Annotated in this window: 14 protein-coding genes; 2 read left to right on the forward strand and 12 right to left on the reverse strand. The window is 60.1% G+C overall.

What is annotated here, in order from left to right; translation table 11 throughout:
* Window positions 1-88: 88 nt before the first annotated feature.
* Window positions 89-1198, reverse strand: coding sequence for a peptidylprolyl isomerase (locus B0G52_RS04575; protein ID WP_158223582.1), 1110 nt, complete (start codon window positions 1196-1198; stop codon window positions 89-91).
* 190 nt (window positions 1199-1388) lie between these two features.
* Here B0G52_RS04575 and B0G52_RS04580 point away from each other — a divergent pair, with 190 nt between their 5' ends.
* Together B0G52_RS04580 and B0G52_RS04585 are read left to right on the forward strand one after the other, a co-directional pair.
* Window positions 1389-2633: a response regulator transcription factor gene (locus B0G52_RS04580; RefSeq protein ID WP_094042325.1), complete on the forward strand. Its 1245-nt coding sequence runs from the start codon at window positions 1389-1391 to the stop codon at window positions 2631-2633.
* Window positions 2614-4380: a cache domain-containing sensor histidine kinase gene (locus tag B0G52_RS04585; protein ID WP_094042326.1), complete on the forward strand. Its 1767-nt coding sequence runs from the start codon at window positions 2614-2616 to the stop codon at window positions 4378-4380. Before B0G52_RS04580 ends, B0G52_RS04585 begins: the two co-directional genes overlap by 20 nt.
* On the opposite strand, the gene B0G52_RS04590 is transcribed toward B0G52_RS04585, so the two are convergent.
* The 11 genes from B0G52_RS04590 to B0G52_RS04635 all read right to left on the reverse strand — a co-directional run bounded on the left by B0G52_RS04590 (window position 4381) and on the right by B0G52_RS04635 (window position 19116).
* A complete protein-coding gene (locus B0G52_RS04590) occupies window positions 4381-5370 on the reverse strand; it encodes a cache domain-containing protein (RefSeq protein ID WP_094042327.1) in 990 nt (329 codons plus the stop codon). It lies immediately after the preceding gene.
* A 1035-nt stretch (window positions 5371-6405) separates the two neighbouring features.
* A complete protein-coding gene (locus B0G52_RS04595; protein ID WP_094042328.1) occupies window positions 6406-7872 on the reverse strand; it encodes an ABC transporter substrate-binding protein in 1467 nt (488 codons plus the stop codon).
* A gap of 219 nt (window positions 7873-8091) precedes the next feature.
* Window positions 8092-8973 carry a carbohydrate ABC transporter permease gene (locus B0G52_RS04600; RefSeq protein ID WP_094042329.1) on the reverse strand — a complete coding sequence of 294 codons (882 nt, stop codon included), beginning with the start codon at window positions 8971-8973 and terminating at the stop codon, window positions 8092-8094.
* A 3-nt stretch (window positions 8974-8976) separates the two neighbouring features.
* Window positions 8977-9915, reverse strand: a complete 939-nt coding sequence (locus B0G52_RS04605; RefSeq protein WP_198960591.1) for a carbohydrate ABC transporter permease — start codon at window positions 9913-9915, stop codon at window positions 8977-8979.
* Window positions 9916-10020: 105 nt separating this feature from the next.
* Entirely contained in the window at window positions 10021-11079 is a 1059-nt protein-coding gene (locus tag B0G52_RS04610) for a serine hydrolase domain-containing protein (RefSeq protein WP_094042330.1), read from the reverse strand.
* Complete coding sequence (locus B0G52_RS04615; RefSeq protein WP_094042331.1) at window positions 11076-13763, reverse strand: glycoside hydrolase family 2 protein; 2688 nt, start codon at window positions 13761-13763, stop codon at window positions 11076-11078. The genes B0G52_RS04610 and B0G52_RS04615 overlap by 4 nt, the downstream gene beginning before the upstream one ends.
* Before the next feature lie 71 nt (window positions 13764-13834).
* The gene (locus B0G52_RS04620) at window positions 13835-14899 is read right to left on the reverse strand and encodes a LacI family DNA-binding transcriptional regulator (RefSeq protein ID WP_158223583.1); all 1065 of its coding nucleotides are present in this window, start codon (window positions 14897-14899) and stop codon (window positions 13835-13837) included.
* Between the two features lie 96 nt (window positions 14900-14995).
* Entirely contained in the window at window positions 14996-15403 is a 408-nt protein-coding gene (locus tag B0G52_RS04625) for an eCIS core domain-containing protein (RefSeq protein WP_094042333.1), read from the reverse strand.
* Window positions 15404-15421: 18 nt separating this feature from the next.
* Entirely contained in the window at window positions 15422-15694 is a 273-nt protein-coding gene (locus B0G52_RS36095; protein ID WP_233162366.1) for an NUDIX hydrolase, read from the reverse strand.
* Window positions 15695-15724: 30 nt separating this feature from the next.
* Window positions 15725-15979: an NUDIX hydrolase gene (locus B0G52_RS36100; protein WP_233162368.1), complete on the reverse strand. Its 255-nt coding sequence runs from the start codon at window positions 15977-15979 to the stop codon at window positions 15725-15727.
* A gap of 122 nt (window positions 15980-16101) precedes the next feature.
* Window positions 16102-19116 (reverse strand): alpha-mannosidase, encoded by a 3015-nt coding sequence (locus B0G52_RS04635; RefSeq protein ID WP_094042334.1) that lies wholly within the window; start codon window positions 19114-19116, stop codon window positions 16102-16104.
* Window positions 19117-19168: the final 52 nt, after the last annotated feature.

Raw genomic sequence — 19168 nt, forward strand, 5'->3', positions numbered from 1 at the left:
CTTGAACTTTAGCAGAGAGAAAGCGGCTTTCGACAGTAGACGATCCTGTGAAAAGGAGGAGAGCGCTGCGCAAAATCGCCTTGCCCCGCTATTCCGCCCCAAGCGTCCGGCCGATCCGGGCCGCCGCCGCTTCGTCATCCCACTGGACCAGCGCCGCTGCCGCCTCCGCCTCGACAAGCCGCTCATACTGCCGTTCCGCCAGCCGCTCGGCCAGACTGCCGCGAACCTCCTCATACTCCCGCTCCTCGGCCGCCGTTCTCTTTTCTACCCGGATCAGATGAAAGGCTCCGTTTTCCTCCAACAAATCGCTCGTCTCCCCGGCCTCCATGCCGTCGATTGCGGAGATTGCCAACGGATGGTCCAATGCGTACGAACGGCGGGTCGTCTCGCTCAGTGTCGCGCTCACAACCGGAATGCCAAGATGAGCAGCCGTCTCCTTCATAGCCCCTCCAGGGGACAAAGCCGACTGAAGCTCTCCCATCCGTTCGTAAGCCTGCTCCCTGGTCGGAACCCCCGCGGCATCCCCGTACGCCAGCGAAGCCCATTGCGCGACCGTCGTTCCCGCTGCTTCGGCAGCAAGCGCCCTGTACGCCTCATACTGCTCCTTCAGTTCCGTCTCCGGAATGGAGAGCGCTCCGCTGGCCAGCATCGCTTCGATCACAGCTTGGCGAATCAGCGTCAATTCATGGAAGTAGTAGCTCCGCTCATCCAAGCGAGTCGGGCCGTACACCGCTTCATTACGCGCTGCAGCAGCCGCGCGGCGTTCGTTCTCGATCTTCAGCCGCTCCAGAAAATGCGCATAGCCGATGTTCTCCTCCACACCCGCGCGCTTGGCGAGCCGCAGCTCGACTTTCGTACGGACAAGCTGCTCCTTCACTGTCTCGTTCAGCTTCAGCAGCGGAACCTCTCCGGAGAACGAAGCCGCCCAGAATTCCTCCGAATATTCGGCTCCGTAAGCTTGCCGGAAGTAATCGGCCACCAGGGCGCGATTCCGGCTGACATACAGCGCCAGCTCCTCTTCGGTTACGGGCTCGCCGTTTACCAAGAGCTCCCGCTGCTCCGATGCGGAGCCGGAATTCGCCCAGCCGTACGCCGCAGCGAGCGAACCCGCCGCCAGCAGCAGAGCCGCGAGCGTCAGCGCCAGAACATACGCCGCCGAACGCCCCTTCTTGCCCGTTCCTTGTCCTCCGTCATCCATCCCCCGTCTCCCCCTGTTCCGATGCGTTTTCCCGCCCATCGTATCACGGCCTTTTCCCCGCGCTGTAGCCCGGGATGCTGCGAAATGGTTTGCCATCCTGCTCAGCTTGGCGGCGCGGAAGGTTTTTATCCTCGAATTGTCGAAATGGTCATACAGCAGCATTCGATCAGTCTAACTTGGGGTGAGCAGCATGTTGAAAGCGCTTGTCGTCGACGACGAATATTTGGTGCGCATGGGCATTCGGGAGACGATCGACTGGGCCTCGCACGGCATCGAGATTGTCGGAGAAGCGGATAACGGCGCGGACGGTCTGACGCTGGCGATGCAGTACGAGCCCGACGTGATCGTAACGGATATTCGCATGCCCTATATGAACGGAATCGAATTTATCGAGAAAATTAAAGAATACCGGTTAAACGCCGGGATCATCGTGCTGAGCGGGTACGACGAGTTCCAATACGCCCAGGCGGCAATCCGCCACGGAGCCTCCTCCTATCTGCTCAAGCCGGTCGATACCGACGAGCTGGCCGCTTCCGTCCGCGCGATCGGTCTCGAGGCGCAGGCAAGATTGCGCGATCGCGACTACTACGGCCAGTTGAAGAGCGAGCTCCCGGCCATCTCCCGACAGTTCTGGCTCGACTTGCTGCACGGCAGAATCCGGCAGGAGGAAGAAATCGCGAGCAAGCGTCGGCTGCTGGGGCTTGAAGAGCAGTCGGAATACGCGATCGCCGTCGTGTTTGAGCCGAAGGAACGCGCCTCCTCTCCTTCCGCTTCCGGCAGCCCGCTTGTCGGAGAGGCGGTCGTTGACGCCGAGCTGAAAGCGCATTCCTTGCAGGCCGAAGCCATCGTGCCGTCCGGCCCGGGGCAATGGACCGCCGTGCTGGCGGCCTCCGGGGAATGGAGCGAGACGCTGGGCCGTATCCGGGCTTTCGGCTACGGGCTCGCCGCCCGCGCGAAACAAGCCGGAGAGCCCGAGCTGGCTGTCGGCATCGGCAAACCTGCGGAGACTTCCGGACAGCTGAACGTTTCCTATGGAAGCGCGGTCGAGGCCGTCTCAAGAGCCGCTTCCAGCGTCGGAGGCGTCTGGTATGCCGAGGACGTCGGCGAGATGGCGACCCGGCGGGAAATTCGCGGGGCGCTGGCCTACATTCGCCGCCACTACGCCGACAGCATTACCGTCGAGAAGGTCGCCGCCGAGGTGTTCGTCAGCCCGACCCATCTCATGCATCTGTTCCGCAAGGAACTCAACAAGACGTTCTACGAATGCTTGACGGAATGCCGCATCGAAGAGGCGAAGCTGATGCTGCGCGACCCCCGATACCGGGTGTACGAGGTGAGCGACCGGGTCGGCTTCGGGGATGCAAAGTATTTCAGCCAGATTTTCAAAAAAATGACGGGAATGACACCGAGCGAATATGCAAGAACAGAAGGATAACGCGGCGGGAGGGCTGCGGAGGCTGAATATCCGGTCGAGGATCGTCTTCGTCCTGCTGGCCGGATTAACGCTGCATCTGACGCTGATGCTGGTCGTGTTTAACGTATTCTCCCAGAAATATTTGAAGAACAGTCTGTACCGGCATGTCGAGCAAACCCACATCCAGATCGGCCTCAGCATCGAGTTGCTTGTGGACGACATCCAGATGCTGTTTCTGCGCTTTCTGGTCAACTCCGACATCTATCGGCTGATCGAGGACGACAGTTTGGCTCCGGCCGACAAGCAGAACCGTTTCCGGTCGCTGGCGGCGCAGACGATCGACCGCAACGAATTGATCGGCGATGTGTTCGTCATTACAGGAAATTCCGATTCTTATCGCCTGCTCGACGACAGCCAGATCGTGGAACGGCCCGACGACCTGTTCCTGCACCGGATTCGCAACTCCAGCATTCCGGTCGTAGGGACGGTTAAGCACAGTCTGGACGGGACGGCTTACATCCCTTTCGGACAACGGCTGCGCAACTTCAATACCGGACAGAACATCGGAGACATTATTTTCTACATTAAAGAGTCGGAGTTCTACGAAGTATACGAGAACAGCATGGAAGGGCTCGGCTATTCCTTCATCGCCGGCAACGGCAACCGCCTCGTCTCCCACCCGGACAAATCGAGGCTGGGAGACGATCTGCCGGAAACCGATCTGCTCCATCCCGGCGGCAGCGCCGGCTACCGCTCGGTGACGCTGAACGGTCAATCGCATCTGGTCATTACGTATCCGCTGAACAAGAGGCTGCAGGCGCTCGGCATCGATTGGAAGTTCGTCAGCGTCGTCTCCAGCCCCGAGCTGCTGACGGCCGTGTCCGAGGGCAATCGGGCCGCGATCGCGTTCGCTGCCGTGACCTTCCTTTTCCTGCTGGCGTTGTCCCTGATTCTGGCGGCGAAAATTACCGATCCGGTGCTGCGTCTGCGACGACAGATCGGCACGATCGGCAAAACCGGGCTGAAGGCGCTGGAGACGCGTCATCTCCGGGGCGACGAGATCAACGAGCTGGAAAACAGCTACTACCAGATGGTGGAGCGCATCAACCAGTTGCTGACCGAGAACGACGAGGAGAAGGAGAAGCAGCGCAAGATGGAGCTGGTCGCGCTCCAGTCGCAGATCAACCCGCACTTTCTGTACAACACGCTGGATGCGATCGCCTGGATCGCGCGGCTCAAGAAGCAGCCCGACATCGAGAAAATGATCGCCTCGCTGGCGACCTTCTTCCGCATCAGCCTGCATAAGGGGGACAAATTCATTCCGGTGGAGGAAGAGATCCGTCTCGTGCAAAGCTTCGTCACCGTCGAGCTGATGCGGTTTCCGGACAAATTCGAGATCCGCTACGACATTCCCGACGAGGTGCGGCAGCTGCGCATTCTGAAGCTGATTTTGCAGCCGCTCGTGGAGAACGCCATCAAGCACGGCATCAGCGAAAAGCGCGGCAAAGGCCTGATTACGGTAACCGCCGAGACAAGCGGGGATATGATCGTGTTCGAGGTGACGGACGACGGGGTGGGCTTCCGCGAGGACCGGCCGTTCGAGACCGCCGGGGATCAGGCGCTGTTCCGCAGCGGATACGGACTTCGCAACGTGCAGGAGCGAATCAAGCTGGAATACGGCGGCGATTGCGGACTGGAGGTTCGCAGCGAGCGCGGGCAAGGCACGACCATCACGGTGCGCATACGCAAGGAGCCCTCCCTGAAGTAATTACTTCGGGGAAGGCTCCTTCATCGTTTCGCGCATTTTGCCGAAGAGCGAGGTAAGCGGGGCGGTAATGCTCAAGGACAGCCGCCGAGCGAGCAGAACGAAGAGCAGCGCCATCGCCACGTTGACGGCGATGAGAATGGCTCCGAGCTTGCCGAGCTCCCCTCTCATCTGATCGTTCGGGATGACGATGGCGATCCGGTCGGCGGAATGCTCCAAGGCGTACATCAGCAGAATGCCGCCGCCGATCTTCGCCTCCAGCCGCTCGCCGGAGAAGCGGTCGGCTGTGGCAGCAGTCTCCTCCGACACTTCCGCATTCAGGCCATTCTCGTCCAGCCATTGCCCGTCTGCGGCGGCGACATACGCCTTGTTGCCGCCGTAGAGCGTGCCGGGCTCCGAGCGGAAGAAGCCGGCAAGCTTGGGCAGACTGGTCTCGAATTGCAGCACGCCGAGCAGGCTCCCGTTCCGATCGGTAATTCTCGTAAAGTGGAACAGGCTTTTGCGCGCCTTGCCGCCGTAAGGGTAATAGAGCCGTGAAGCGTCAAGCACCATCCATTCCGCTGCCTCTCCAGAACGGAGAAAACGGCCGATCTCCGGCTCGTCGGCCAGCTGATCCAGATTGCGGATGCTCGTAATGTTCCCCGACGAGTACACGGCGCCTTGCCGTCCGTACAGCACCAGGCTCGACAAGTCGACGTTGGAAGCGCGCAGGCCGTCAAGCAGCGGCAGCAGCGACTCGTCGTAGCGTTTGCCGGACAGCGCTTCCCCGATGCCCTCTCTGCTGGCAACGATCTGCACCGTCTCCTCCAGCCAGCGCTTGAACAGCTCCGCGTTCTGGTGCTGCTGGCCGGTGTACTGCACGGACATTCGCTGCAGGGATTCCGTCCCGCGCGACTCCATCGTCCGGTAGACGACCCAGCTGGACAGCGCGATGTACAGCAATACGGCCGTCAGCAGCACGGCCTGTATTCTCAGATGCAGCCGCTGGAACATCCCGCCCGCTCTCCCTTCTTCCCCGACTCCGTTTCTCTCATTCTATCATAAGCTCGGAACGGGGACTCCAACCCGACTCAGCACCATTACAGCGACTCCTCCAGCTCATGCGCTGCTCCAACCCGACTCAGCGTGGTTACAGTGACTCTGCCTGCTCATACGCTGCTCCAACCCGACTCAGCACCGTTACAGTGACTCTTCCAGTTCATACGCCGCTCCAACCCGACTCAACGCGGTTACAGTGACTCTTCCAGCTGATGCGCTGCTCCAACCCGACTCAACGCGGTTACAGTGACTCTTCCTGCTCATACGCTACTCTAACCCGACTCAGCGTGGTTACAGTGACTCCTCCTGCTCATACGCTGCTCCAACCCGACTCAGCGCGGTTACAGTGACTCTGCCTGCTCATACGCTACTCTAACCCGACTCAGCACCGTTACAGCGACTCCTCCAGCTCATGCGCTGCTCCAACCCGACTCAGCACCGTTACAGCGACTCTTCCAGTTCATACGCCGCTCCAACCCGACTCAGCGCGGTTACAGTGACTCTGCCTGCTCATACGCTACTCTAACCCGACTCAGCACCGTTACAGCGACTCTTCCAGTTTATACGCTGCTCCAACCCGACTCAGCGTGGTTACAGTGACTCTGCCTGCTCATACGCTGCTCCAACCCGACTCAGCACCGTTACAGCGACTCTTCCAGTTCATACGCCGCTCCAACCCGACTCAGCGCGGTTACAGTGACTCTTCCTGCTCATACGCTACTCTAACCCGACTCAGCGCGGTTACAGCGACTCTTCCAGTTCATACGCCGCTCCAACCCGACTCAGCGTGGTTACAGTGACTCTAGCCTGCTCATATCCGACTTCAACATCTTGGTTAAGTTACTTCGGGAGCGCACTACTAGTCTGGCCTGGGCTTGGACGCGCGAGACAAGCACGCCTGGCGGGCTTACTGGTCTGGGCCAAGCCCGGACGCGCGAGACAAGCACGCCGGGCGGGCTTACCGGTCTGGGCCGGGCCCCAACGCTCGGCTTATTGCACCTTGTCCAGGTAATCGCGCTGGAATTCCGTCACGGCCTGATCCAGAAGCTTCTGCGGATCGGCCTTCTCGTTCGTCAGCACCGCCTGGATGACGACGTCGAGCGCCTTATACAGCTCCTGCGCGTTAACCGGAGGCTCCGGACGGAGACCGTTGGAACCGTTCGTCATATAGTCCTCGAACAGCGCCATGTTCACGTTCTCATACTTCTTGGCGATCTCTTTCTCCGCGGCCACGCGCTCCGGATCGGTCCAGATTTGCAGCCCGTGCGGGCCTACCGGATAGCCTTGCTCGACCTGGATTTTCAGATTCGCTTCCAGCGCTTCCAGCGCTTCCGGGGTCGCCTTCGGACTCAGGCCGCGAAGATCGAGCCACTTGAACGCCGCATCCAGTTGCTCCGGCGTCGAGCCGGGTGCGAACATGTACAGCCCTCCTCCGAGCAGCGCGGCCGAGCCGGCAGGACCGGCGGGCAGAGCCGACAACGCGAGGCTGTCCTTGGACATCTTGGCGTTCAGAACGAGCGGGGCGAGGAATTCGTACATACCGAACGCCATGCCGACCTGGTCGGTTCCGAACGACATCAGCAGATCGTTCATGTCCACCAGATTGTTGTCCGGCAGAACGTTGTATTTCCATTTCAGATCTTTCACGTACTGCAGAGCCTGCACCGCTTCCGGCGAGTTGAAAATCGCCTTCCACTTGCCGTCCACCTGTTCCTCGAAGTCGGCTCCGAACGCCCAGGCGATATTCATGAACATCCAGCCGCCCTGATTCGTCTTCGTCGGGAAGAAGAAGCCCGGTTTACCCGTTTTCTCCTTAATCGCTACTGCTGTCTGGGCCAGCTCTTCGTACGTTTTCGGGAATTTCGGCACTCCGTTCTCATCCAGCAATCCGGCTTCTTTGAAGACGTTAAGGTTGTACATGACGCCGATCACGTACCCGTCCTTCGGCAAGCCGTAATATTTGCCGTCCCGCTCGACCAGCTTAAGCAGCTCGGGATTGATGCCGGTATCGAAGCCGTACTTCTTCATCATGTCGGTAATATCGGCGGAATAGTTGGCCTTGATGATTTTATCCGCTTCCGTGTAGAACGAATCGTAGAGCGTCGGAAGCTGTCCGCTGACCGCCTTGGGCAGGAACGATACGACGTCGTAACCCCATTCGTCGCGCTCAATCGTCACGTACGGATACTTCTCGTTCATCTTTTTCTCCAGATCTGTGAACAGTTGGGTAGCCGCATCGTCGTTAGGCTTCGGCCAGTTGCCGATCTTGATCGTTACCGGCTGCGGCTCTTCCGCGGACGGCTCGGAACCGCTCGTCTGCGACGCCTGCGCGGTCGGCGACGAGGTTGCCGACGGCTTCGTCTCCTTGCTTCCTCCCGAACAAGCGGATAGCACCAGTGCGGCGATTAGCAGCCAGGCTATCGAAAGCCCGATTTTTTTCCGTTGTGCAGTTGTCATTCTCTGAACCCTCTCTTCGCGTCGAAGTGTTGTAAAGCGCTTTCTTGGAGTGCGTTCTCAGGTTATCATACCGCCGGAACCGCTCAGTAGGCTGCAAAGATGCGAAACGGTTTGCGATTCTGTCCGTTTCCCGAACTAGGACGTGTCTGCAAACCCGCTCAGGGGCATCTAACACCGCCTTTTCGCCCCTGCTGCGTCACTTTTGCTTGACGTACCCCGCTAGCCTTTAATTCCGCTGAACGTGTAGCCCTTCATAATCGACTTCTGGAACAGGATAAAGAAAACGACCGGCGGCACAATGGCGAACGTCAGCGTAATAAACTGCAGATCGATCGGCATCTGGCTGCGCATGTTGTAGATCGCGACGATGACCGTCCACTTCGCCTGATCCTTGAGCACCATGAACGGCCAGAAGAAGTCCATCCATACCGCATTGACGGTCAGGATCGTAATCGTGACGAGCACCGGCACGCTGAGCGGGATGACGACTTTGGAGAAAATGCCGATCTTCGTCGCGCCGTCGATCTTCGCCGCTTCTAGCAGCGACTGCGGAATGTTGTCGAAGAAGCTCTTGAAGATCAGAATGACGACCGGGTTGACCGCGGCCATCAGCCACATCGGCCAGAACGTATTCGTCAAATTGATATGCAGCAGCGGAAAATCGACGATGTTCGAAAACAACGGAACCATGCCCACCGTATTCGGGAGCAGCAGCGTCCAGACGATCAGCGTAAACAGAAACGCGCTTCCGCGCGGCTTCAGCTTGGAGAAGAAGTAGCCCGCCAGTCCGTTGAACAGCAGACAGAACAGTACGGAGCCGGCCGTCATATACACCGTGTTGACATAATAACGCATGAACCTCAGCTCGTTCCAGGCTTCCCCGAGCTTGCCGATGTCGAACGTCTCGGGAAACAGCGTAGGCGGCATCCGATAAAATTCCTTGATATCCTTCAGGCTGGACACCATGACCCAGATCGACGGGAACAGGCAGACGACCGCAAGCAGGATCATCAGCAGGAACAGCAGCCCGTAGAGCAGCCTGACGCCCGGAGTTTTGTATTCCAAATGTCCGATAATGCCGGTTATTTCCGTTTTGCGCACAGGTTACGCCTCCTTGTCGAACTTTTTGTCCAGCCAGAAATAAATGACGGTCAGCACCATCAGGATCAGGAACGTAATGACGCCCAGCGCCATTGAGTGACCCGCCTGGAAATATCTGAACGCGTAGAAGTAGCTTTGCAGCATGAGGGACATCGAAGCGTTGTTCGGTCCGCCCTCCGTCATGACGAGCGGCTCTCCGAATACCTGGAACACGCCGCTGATCTGCAGGATCAGCATAAGTCCGACGATGTTGGAGATCTGCGGCAACGTAATGCGGAACAGCTTGCGCCAGACGCCGGCTCCGTCGATCGAGGCGGCTTCGTACAGCTCCTGGTTGATGCCTTGCAGGCTGGCCAGATACAGCAGCACGGTGCCGCCGAAGCCGCGCAGCGTCATCGTCACGACGATGAGCGGAATTGTCATGCTCGGGTCCTGCAGCCAGCCTTGCGCTGGAATACCCAGGTGGGAGATCAGCATGTTGAGCACGCCGTTCTGGCCGGGCTGGAACAGCAGCATCCAGACCATGGACGCGGCGATGGCCGGCACCATATTGGGAAAGTACACCGCAAAGCGGAAAAACGACTTCCCGTGCCGCAGCTCGTTAATGATGATGGCTACGGCGATCGGGAAGGCGAATCCGATGACGAGCGACCAGAAGACGTACAGGAACGAGTTGATCAGCGTCTGGCGGAATACCGAGTTCTGGATGACGTCGACGTAATTTTGCAGGCCGATGAACTCGACGGCCTTGTAGCCCTCCGTCTTGTAGAAGGAGAGCACGATGCCCGATACGAGCGGCTGCCAGGCAAATACGAAAAAGACGATGATCGTCGGAACGACGAGCAGCCACGAGGACCACTCGCGGGACAGATAGCGGACGATTCGACTGGCGGCCGTTCGCTTCTGGGCGGTACGGACGGGCATGTTGGTGCGGGCGATCATGGCGTTATCCTTTCTGCGAATGCCGAATTAGGGAGATACGTCCATGATAGCGCTTCACCAAGGCGGCCGACAGACGTTGAACCTGCTAAAAGGTTTGGATAACGACTATAATGAACGTCCTGTCGCCAGGCTGAGCAGCCGGTTGTTGATTCTCTTGTAGCGGCGCCAATCCTCGTGCAGCCTCGTGCTGTTCGTCAAGATCGCCCCGGCCGCCCCGTATTCGGGATCGACCCACAGCATGCACCCGCTGAAGCCGGTATGACCGACGGCCGAAGGGGAATGCAGGTCGCCGAAGCAGCCGTAGCGGTCCTCCGCACCCTTCACCCAGAAAGCGGGCGTCTGGTTAAACCTTCCGGCGCTCGCATCGGCCAGCAGCCAGCGAACGGTGCGCTCGTGCAGCACCGCTTTGCCGTCTTCGGCGGCTCCACCGTTCAGGAACAGCCGCCCCAGCTTCAGCAAATCTTCGGCGCACGTATACAGACCGCTGTCCCCCGTCGTCGCCCAATCGGCCAACTCCAGCATCACCCTGCCGTCCGGCGCGATCGGGAAGACGACGCTGTCTTCGCGGGCGGCAACGACGTCGAAGGTGCTGCGGGTCATGCCCAGCGGCTGGAACAGCGTCTCGTGTGCAAAGCGGCCCAGCTCCATGCCGGCGACGCGCTCGATCACATCCGCAAGGATGACGTAGCCTTCGGTATAATACAGAACCGATTGCCCAGGCTCCCTCTTCCTGTCCGGGATGCGGCAGATCGCATCGAAATAAGCCCTCCGTCCCGCTTCTCCGTCCTGTACGAGCGGCCGCTCCGGCTTGGCCGAATCGTTGTCGTATCCAGCGGAATGGGACAGCAGATGGAAGAGGTCGGCGTCCTCGAATGGATACTCCGGGATAATCGACCGCACCTTGTCGGCCAGCGTCAGTTCGCCTGCCTCCACCAGCTTGGCCAGCAGCATCGCGGTCACCGGTTTCGTGACGGAGCCGATGTTAAACAGCGTATCGGGACCGATTCCGACCCGCTCGCCGTTCAAGGTGGCCGCCGTCTCCCCCTCGTAGACAGCCAGACGGGTCGCCTGCGCATCGGTAATCGCAGCCGCGAAGCCCTCGGCCCAGCCCTCTTCCTTTCTGCGCTGCAAAAACAGCTTCAATTCCGCTTGCGGACTTGTCATCGTTCATCGTTCCTTTCGTGATCGTCTGTCAAATGCTCCTGCAAAAATGACCGGAAACGGATTTGCGGCACAGCGGCAGAGGCCCGGGCAGCGTCAGCTTCTTCCGCCAGCAATCCCCCGCCCGCCTTCGGCACGCATCGCACGGTCACGACCCTCGTCTCTCCCGGAAGCAGCGTAAAGTATTGATCGTCGCTCTCCATCCAGTAGAGGTCCGTCAACTCCTCCGCATGAACATGCAGCGCCGCTGCCGTTCCTTCGTTGGCGATGGCGAACTCCGCCAGCGCCGCGCCGTCCTCCCCCTCGCGCTTCCATTTGCCAAGCCGATGCGAAGCCAGCTTGGCATCGCGGCCGAGTGTCAGCGCGGAAGCATACAGCGGCCCGTCCGAGACGGAAAAGAAATAGACGCTCGGGGGCTGCTCCGGGAGATCGCCCCGCTCCGCCTCGCACCTCACTCGGACAAGCACGAGTCCGTCGTCCGTCTCCGGCATGCGGAATTCGAGTTCTCCGATCCGCAGCGCCCTTTCGTCGGCCGTCGTGCCTTCGTATCGCGCGGCATGATGCATTGTGCCTCGGGCATCCAGCACCTCTGCCGTCACCGTAACAGGAATGCCGACTTCGCAGGCATTCACGTACAGCGGTTGTCGGAACGGCTCGCCTGTGCGGTAGTCCAGCTTCCGGTAATCCAGCGAGGCGTGAAGCGGAGCGAACGCCTGCTTCATCCAGTAATAGGCCATTTTCGGCTCGCCGTAGTAGTCCACGAGATTGGTGCACGACACATTGGGCCACGGCTCGTTAAGCTGCCAGATGATGCTCCCGCTGTTGTTGAACTTGCGCCTGCGATTCGCCTCCAAAATAAAGCGCAGCCCTTCGGCCTGCATCCACTGGCTGCAATCGGAGAACGCCGCCAGCTCCGTCATCGACCCGAACGCCGCTTCGTCCCGCTCCAGCGTATCCCACCATTCCCCGTGATGCCTCCACACCATGCTCGACTTCATCGACGCAGGCTTGCGATGAGGCTCGCTCAGAAACTTGCGAAGGCTCTTGATCCGGCTCAGGCCGTCCACGCCGAACTCGCTGTGGAACAGGTTGTCGTTGTCCCCGTACAGTTCGTAATGGCGGGGATTTCCCTGATACTTCCAATGTCCGTGGACGTCGTGGCCCAGCCCCTTTTCCTCCGTAATGTATTCGACCGGCCCCGAAGCGGAGGTCGGCAGGAACAGCCGGTCCGGGTCGTATTGCCGCACGAGATCGCGAAGCATCGACAGATTCGTGTCGGTCAGATTCGACGGCTTGTTCGGCTCGCTCATCAGCTCGTTGCCGCCGCTCCATACGGCGAGCGATACGTGATTGCGCCTCGTCGCAAGAGCGGCGCGCGCCGAACGCTCCAGCAGCTCGAGAAACTCCGGCCGCTTCGACGGAATGTTGTCCACGCCCGAGCTCGATTGGACGAACTCCTGCCAGACGAGAATGCCATTCTCGTCGCACAGCTCGTACAGCCGCGTTTTCTCGATCAGCCCTCCGCCCCATATCCGCACCAGGTTCACGTTGCCTTCCTTCATCAGCCGCGCCATCCAGGCGTATTGTTCGTCGGTCACGTTGCCGTACAGATGATCGATCGGCGTCATGTTGACGCCCCGGATGTAAATCCGCTTTCCGTTGACCTTCACCGTATACGGCAGCGCGTCCTCCGGGGCGCCTTCGTTCGCGGCATATTCGAGCTTGCGGATGCCGGTCCGGTACGCGCGCTCGTCCACCGTGACGCCGTCGGCCTGCAGCAGCAGGCGCACCTCGTACAGCGGCTGGTCTCCGTACCCGTTCGGATACCATAGCCGCGGCTGCGCAACGGTCAGCTCGACGGCGGTCTCCCGGTCGATGCCGGCATCCGTCTCGCTTTCGGCCGACAGACGGCCTTCGGGATCGTAGCAGCGGACGAGCAAACGGAGGCTCGCACCGGGTTCCGCGCCGCCGTCCGCCGTTATTCGCTCGATACGCGCACGCAGCCGGATTCGTCCCTCTACGCCATCAGCGCCTGCCGCCTCCGCTCCTTCTCTCCGATCAACCGTTTCTGTCGTATCCGTATGAAGCGCCGTCTCGCCGATCGAATGGCTTTCATGAACCCGCAGCACGACGTCGTCCCAGATGCCAAGGTTGACGAGCCGTGTGGAGAAGTCCCATTTGTAGTTGAAGCGGCTTTTCTGCGTGAACGTTTCCGACGTTTTGCCGATCTGGGCCATCTCGTCGGGAGCATGCTTCAGCAGCACGGCGACTTCGAGTGATTCCCGCTCACCGAACAGGGCTGTCACGTCGAAGACCGCTTCATGATACATCCCTTTATGCTCGCCGAGCAGCGTCTGTCCCGCATACACCGCCGCCTCGTAATCCAGCCCTTTGAAGACAAGCTCGATCCTTGCGCCGGTCCGCTCGGGACGAGGAACTACAGTGCGGTAGAGCCACCATCGGTTTTCCACCCATTCGCATTGCAGACTGTTCAAATCCCGGTAGGGATGAGCAATCAGACCGGCGCGGTACAGATCGTAATGAACGCCTCCCGGCACGGCAGCCGGCAGCCATTCGGTGACGCCGAGCAGCTCCTGCCCCAATTCCATGCTTGTGCCTTTGATCGGCACCCAGGGCCAGAAGCCCTTTACTTCCCATGCCAAGCCGCCGATATTCATTTCTTGCATGACAAATAACCCCTCTCGTAAGTATGGCTAACCTGATCTTACGTCGAAAAGGGGTTTGTTACAATATTTAATTAAACTTGTTTAATGAAATTGTTAAAATGTTCTGCAACCGAATTCCGCTCCACCATCTCTGTGGCGATATACAGCGTCTCCGGCCGCTCCTCCGGATGCTCCATTCTGCGCAGCAGCAACTCGACGGCGCGCTTGCCGATCGTCGTCTTGCCGGCGTCCACGCTCGTCAAGGACGGCGTCACCCATTCGCAGCGTTCGACGTTGTCGAAGCCGACGACGGACACGTCCTGCGGACAGCGCAGCCCCAGCTCGGCCAGCCGCTCCAGCGCCGCGAAAGCGATCGAATCGTTGGCGCAGACGACCGCGGTGACGTCCCCCTTCAGCGCCGCGGCGAACTCCTCGCCCGGCAGGGTCAACCATTGGTCCTCGAGCAGCGCCGAATCGACGAAGGAGAGCGAGGGAGCTTCGGTCCCGTCTTGCGGCTCGAACTGAGCCACGGCCCGCTCCGCCCCGCGCTTGCGTTCCGCGAAGCTGTACGAGAAGCCGGGATCGCCCGCGAACAGCAGCTTGCGATGTCCTTTCTGCAGCAGGAGGGAAGCAGCCTCATAGCCGCCTCGGTAATTGTCGGCAAGCACGTGATCCAGCTTCAGTCCGTCCGCCATGACATCCGCCAGCACGACGGGAATGCCTGTCGCCAGCACTTCCGCAATGTAGCCGACGGGGACGCGGCCCATGACGATCGCGCCATCGACCTTGCGGTCCGTTATGCAGCTCGGCAGGCCGCTCTTCACCGGTTCGTCCGTCGCGATGCAGCCCAGCACGAGACTGAACGCCGAGCGATGAAGCTCCTCCTCCGTCCCGCCAACGACCTTGCCCCAGAACTCGGCGTCCCTGAGATGCGCGCGCGGCATCAGCACCGCCACGTTGCCCGTGCGCGAAGAAGGAACTGCCGCAGCGGAAGAGTTGATCGGATACCCCAGCTCCATCGCCGTCAGTCTCACCTGTTCCTTCGTCCTGTCGCTGACCTGCGCGTCGCCGGCCAGCGCTCTGGACACCAGCGATTTCGATATGCCTAATTTGTCAGCGATATGCTGCATCGTCGGCTTTTTTCTTGATCCGTTCACCTTCGCGTCTTGTCTCCTTCCGCTGAAAACTTCCGCCCGGGCGGAAGCGGCAAGGGATGCCGCCCTTCCCGGGAGCATCCCTGCTGGTCGCAAGCCTTAAATAGGGTCGGGCAAGGTTGGCTGCACCCGGCCTTGCGCCTGCTGCATGACGTGCCAAGCTTCGTGAGGCGTATGCTGTTCCTGGCCGGAGGCGACGTGAATATCGCTCCCTTGCGCGTACGCATGGGCGTTAAGCTGCGCCGGTTTGTCGGAATTGTAGTGGACTTTCACGTCGTCCATCGAATAGCCGGACAAATTCTCCATCCCGCTCCTCAAGTTGTCCGGAAGCCCCGAGGCCTCCTGTTCCATCATGCCCATCGTCGCTTGATTGCCGACCGACGCCTGCATCGCCAGTATCCGGTCTGCCTGCATGCCATGCGACGGGGAAGCGTTCCGCCCCGCGTTCCCTTGCGCGCGCCCGCCGCCCGCCGTCGACTTTGTCCCCTGAAAACGCCTCGCCGCCATTGCTCATCCGCCCTTTAATCAGACTCGAAACAATCCGTACCCGTTTAACGGAACGACAGGCGTCCTATCGATCGCCAGCCCGTCCATGCTGCCGTGAAGCGCGACGTCCACGAGCCACTTCGTGAAGGGCGCCACGTTCATCGTCTCCATCTCCTCCAAGCTGTAGAACCCTGCGGCGTCGACCTCCGCCTGATCCGGGACCGGCTCTCCGCCGACGTAGTCCAACTCGAAAGCGATATACACATTATGTATGCTTCTCGGCTGATCGCGCAGCGCGATGATGCCTTTCACCGCGGCGTCAATGCCGCTCTCCTCTTTGACTTACCGGACGATCGTCTCCTCGATCGGCTCGAGCTGTTCGATATAGCCGCCCGGATTCGTCCAATAGCCCTTCCCGGGATCTTGCGCCCGGCGGACGAGCAGCACCTTGTCTTCCTTCACGACAAGCGCGCCCACGCCGATGCTGTAATTGCCCCAATGGACGAAGCTGCACTGCGTGCAGGCCCTTCTCGGCGTTCCGTCCACGTCTCTCGTCTCCATTTTGCCGCCGCATGCCGAACAATAATTGATTTCCACCGATGTCACCTGCTCTGTTCGCCGTTAAACTCGCTACTCTCAGTTATACTCCTGCGGACCGAATCAGGCAAGGGGCATATCTCTTCCCGTCCAGCGGGAAGAGATATGCCCCTTGTACGCCTCTATTTCCGGAAGCGCAACGTTTTGACCTCGAAAGGCTTGAACGACAAGACGACTTTGGTCGCTCCGGCCGCGGCTTCCACGGGCAATTCCGCATAAACCTCGTCTTCGAGCATGTTCGTCTCCCGGGCCTCCGAGACGGCTGCGCCGATCGTGACGGAGCAGCGCGCCGACGCCCCTTTCGCTTCGTACGCCCGCGCGATCCAGTCTCCCGAGCCGTCTTCCGCGAGCTTGATCGCGTCGATGACGACGTTGTCCGCATCGCAGACAATCAGGCTCGGTCCAGCCGCCGGCGCCTGTCCGCGGACTTGCAGCAGCGGAACATTCAGCCCGTAAGCTTCCCGCACGACCGGGTTGCTCATCCATCCGTCGTTCCAGACATGGACGGCATACGTGAACTCGTGCACGCCTTCGTCCGCGCGATCGTCCGGCCACCCTGGCGAACGCAGCAGCGTCAAGTTCATCTCCGAACCCAGCGCGTTGATGCCGTACTTGCAATCGTTCAGCAGCGAGAAGCAGCGGTTGCCTTCGATCATCGCCGACCACTTGTGTTGACCGACCTCGTAGCGGTCGGCGTCGTGAGGCCGCGAGTAGTGATTCGGCCGCTTCGCGTAACCGTACTGGATTTCGTGCAGCGCTTCGTTCGCGTGGAGATCCAAATCGAAGCCGACCTTCAGCAGCTTGTGCCTTTCCTTCCAATCTATCCGGGTCGCGAACTTGACCGTGCGGCTTCCAGCTTCGAGGCGGATTTCCTGGACTAGACGAGAGCGGTTCAGTTGCCGTTCGACGAGTACGGAAGCGACCAGTGGACCTTCCGAAACGACGGATATCGCGGCTGGCTCTTCCAACGCGACCAGCGACTCGGCATACCGGCGGTCGATCTCCCAAGCGTCGTAATTGGAAGTTTGGTCGCGGTACATCTTGAACCTGTTGCCCGGGCTGTTCAGCCACTCGGAACCCGTTTCCTTATCGTACAGGCTCGTTATTTCCCCGAACTCGTTCAGCGTCACTCGCAGCAGCTCGTTCTCCAGTCCTCCTGCGGTCGCAACGACCAAGCCCTGATGAGCGGAAACGCCGACTGCATCGGACTCGCTCACCGATGCTTGCCCGAACGCGGGCACCGTCACTCTTGCGAACCCGCCTTTGCCCTTCGTTCCGTCCGCAGGCAGCTCTACGATTTCCGTCCGCTCCCAGGGCAGCGAGTTGAAGAACGTCGCTTTCCCATCGGAACCGTCCGTCAACGCCGCAGCCGCTTCGCCGGCAATCGACCGGACGTCCCGGATCAGTTCCTCGAACTCCCGCTCCGCCTCCTCGTGAACTCGCGTGATCGAGGTGCCCGGGAGAATGTCGTGGAATTGCAGCAGGAGCAGCCGCTTCCAGAGCTCCTCCAGTTCCTTCGCGGGGTAAGCTCTCCCTGCCTGCAAGCTGGCGATTGTACACCATACTTCCGCTTCCCGCAAGGCGAACTCCGCCTGCCTGTTGCCCGTCTTCATTTTCGCCTGGGACGTTAAAGTTCCTCTGTGGGCGGGATAGTACAGCTCTCCGACATAGCGCGCGTCCGGCATGCCCCTCTCCGCCAAATCCTCGAAATAATCGATCGGAGACGCAATGACCGTCCGGGGAACCCCTTCGAGATTGCCCATTCTGCGCAAAAACTCAAGATCGTCGCGGTTCGCTCCCCCTCCGCCGTCCCCGTACCCAAATTGCACGAGTCGGGTCGAGATGCCTTCCTTCTGCACGCGCTCGTTCCACTGGATCAACGCGTACTTGACGTCCGCCGGATTCGGGAACGGACCGTAGTCGAGCAGATGCACGGGAACCGACGATCCGTCGATGCCCTCCCAGTCGAACGTGTTGTACGGGAATGGGTCGACGACGTTGTCGTAGGTCTGGAACATTTTGACGGAGGCGAAGCAGCGGATGCCGCTCTTGCGCATGATTTGCGGCAGGCTGCCCGAATAGCCGAAGACGTCGGGAAGCCACAGCATGCGGCTGTCCGTGCCGAATTCCTCGCGGTAGAACCGCTGGCCGTACAGGAACTGGCGGACGAGACTTTCGCCGCTCGGAATGTTCGTATCGGGCTCCACCCACATGCCGCCTTCCGGAATGATGCGCCCCTCGGCCACATATGCCTTGATTCTCCCATACAGCTCGGGATACAGCTCCTTAACCATGCGGAAAAGATAAGGCTGGCTCTGCGTGTACCGATACTCCGAGTACTCGTCCAGCAGCGCGAGCTGATTGGACAGCGTTCTGGCGATTTTGCGCTTCGTCTCTTCGAGCGGCCACAGCCAGGCGATATCCAGATGGGACTGGCCCATCATGAACAACGTGGGCACGGTTGAGCCGTTCACGCATTCGAGCAGCGGCTTCAAGATCGCCCTCGCCCGCAGCGCGGCTTCCGACGCGACCGCCGCATCCTCGGATGCGGCCAGTTCCCAATCGATGTCCGCGATCAGTCGGGAGAAGCCTTTGTCGATCTCCGCGACCCGCAGGGAAGAAGCCTCAAGCCCTTCGCGAAGCTGGTACAGCGCGGCCAGGTCGATGAAGAACTGGTACCACTCCTCGTTCACAACCGATACGGTCGTTCGGCCGCAGACCGGCAGCTCGCGATCGTGTCCGGCGTAAGCTTCGGCCAACAAGTCGAACCGCTCCCCCGCCTTGGCTTGCAGCGATAGCGTCGTCCAGCGATGCTGCCAATCTTTCGATCCTGCCAGCTTGCCGTTAATGTAGATCGTGCTCTCCGAGCCGAAGTCGGGCTCCAGCGCGATTCGCCGTCCTTCCGCCTCCGGAGGCGCGACGAACGTCCCTTTGAACCACCCGTAGTGCCAGGACTCCCCCCACTTATCGCCCGGCCGAATCGGGGAGAATGCTGCCTCCGCAGCTTCCTCCACCGGCATCCACTTATTCGCCGGAAGATACGCGATGTCGAGCGGTTCGCCGATCTTGCGGTAGATGAACCGGTCCTTCTCTCTTAACCATTTCTCAATATGAAACAACACTTCTCTATTTCGCATGTCGGGCAAACCTCCTTTGTATCATTAAATTGATACAAATAAAAATTATCTG

It is taken from the genome of Cohnella sp. SGD-V74, assembly GCF_003001675.1.
GTDB lineage: Bacteria > Bacillota > Bacilli > Paenibacillales > Paenibacillaceae > Cohnella.

What these genes read in the sequence shown, in the direction of transcription:
- B0G52_RS04575 (WP_158223582.1), bottom strand. Translation starts at nt 1,198, where the DNA reads ATGGATGACGGAGGACAAGGAACGGGCAAGAAGGGGCGTTCGGCGGCG.
- B0G52_RS04580 (WP_094042325.1), top strand. Translation starts at nt 1,389, where the DNA reads ATGTTGAAAGCGCTTGTCGTCGACGACGAATATTTGGTGCGCATGGGC.
- B0G52_RS04585 (WP_094042326.1), top strand. Translation starts at nt 2,614, where the DNA reads ATGCAAGAACAGAAGGATAACGCGGCGGGAGGGCTGCGGAGGCTGAAT.
- B0G52_RS04590 (WP_094042327.1), bottom strand. Translation starts at nt 5,370, where the DNA reads ATGTTCCAGCGGCTGCATCTGAGAATACAGGCCGTGCTGCTGACGGCC.
- B0G52_RS04595 (WP_094042328.1), bottom strand. Translation starts at nt 7,872, where the DNA reads ATGACAACTGCACAACGGAAAAAAATCGGGCTTTCGATAGCCTGGCTG.
- B0G52_RS04605 (WP_198960591.1), bottom strand. Translation starts at nt 9,915, where the DNA reads ATGATCGCCCGCACCAACATGCCCGTCCGTACCGCCCAGAAGCGAACG.
- B0G52_RS04610 (WP_094042330.1), bottom strand. Translation starts at nt 11,079, where the DNA reads ATGACAAGTCCGCAAGCGGAATTGAAGCTGTTTTTGCAGCGCAGAAAG.
- B0G52_RS04615 (WP_094042331.1), bottom strand. Translation starts at nt 13,763, where the DNA reads ATGCAAGAAATGAATATCGGCGGCTTGGCATGGGAAGTAAAGGGCTTC.
- B0G52_RS04625 (WP_094042333.1), bottom strand. Translation starts at nt 15,403, where the DNA reads ATGGCGGCGAGGCGTTTTCAGGGGACAAAGTCGACGGCGGGCGGCGGG.
- B0G52_RS04635 (WP_094042334.1), bottom strand. Translation starts at nt 19,116, where the DNA reads ATGCGAAATAGAGAAGTGTTGTTTCATATTGAGAAATGGTTAAGAGAG.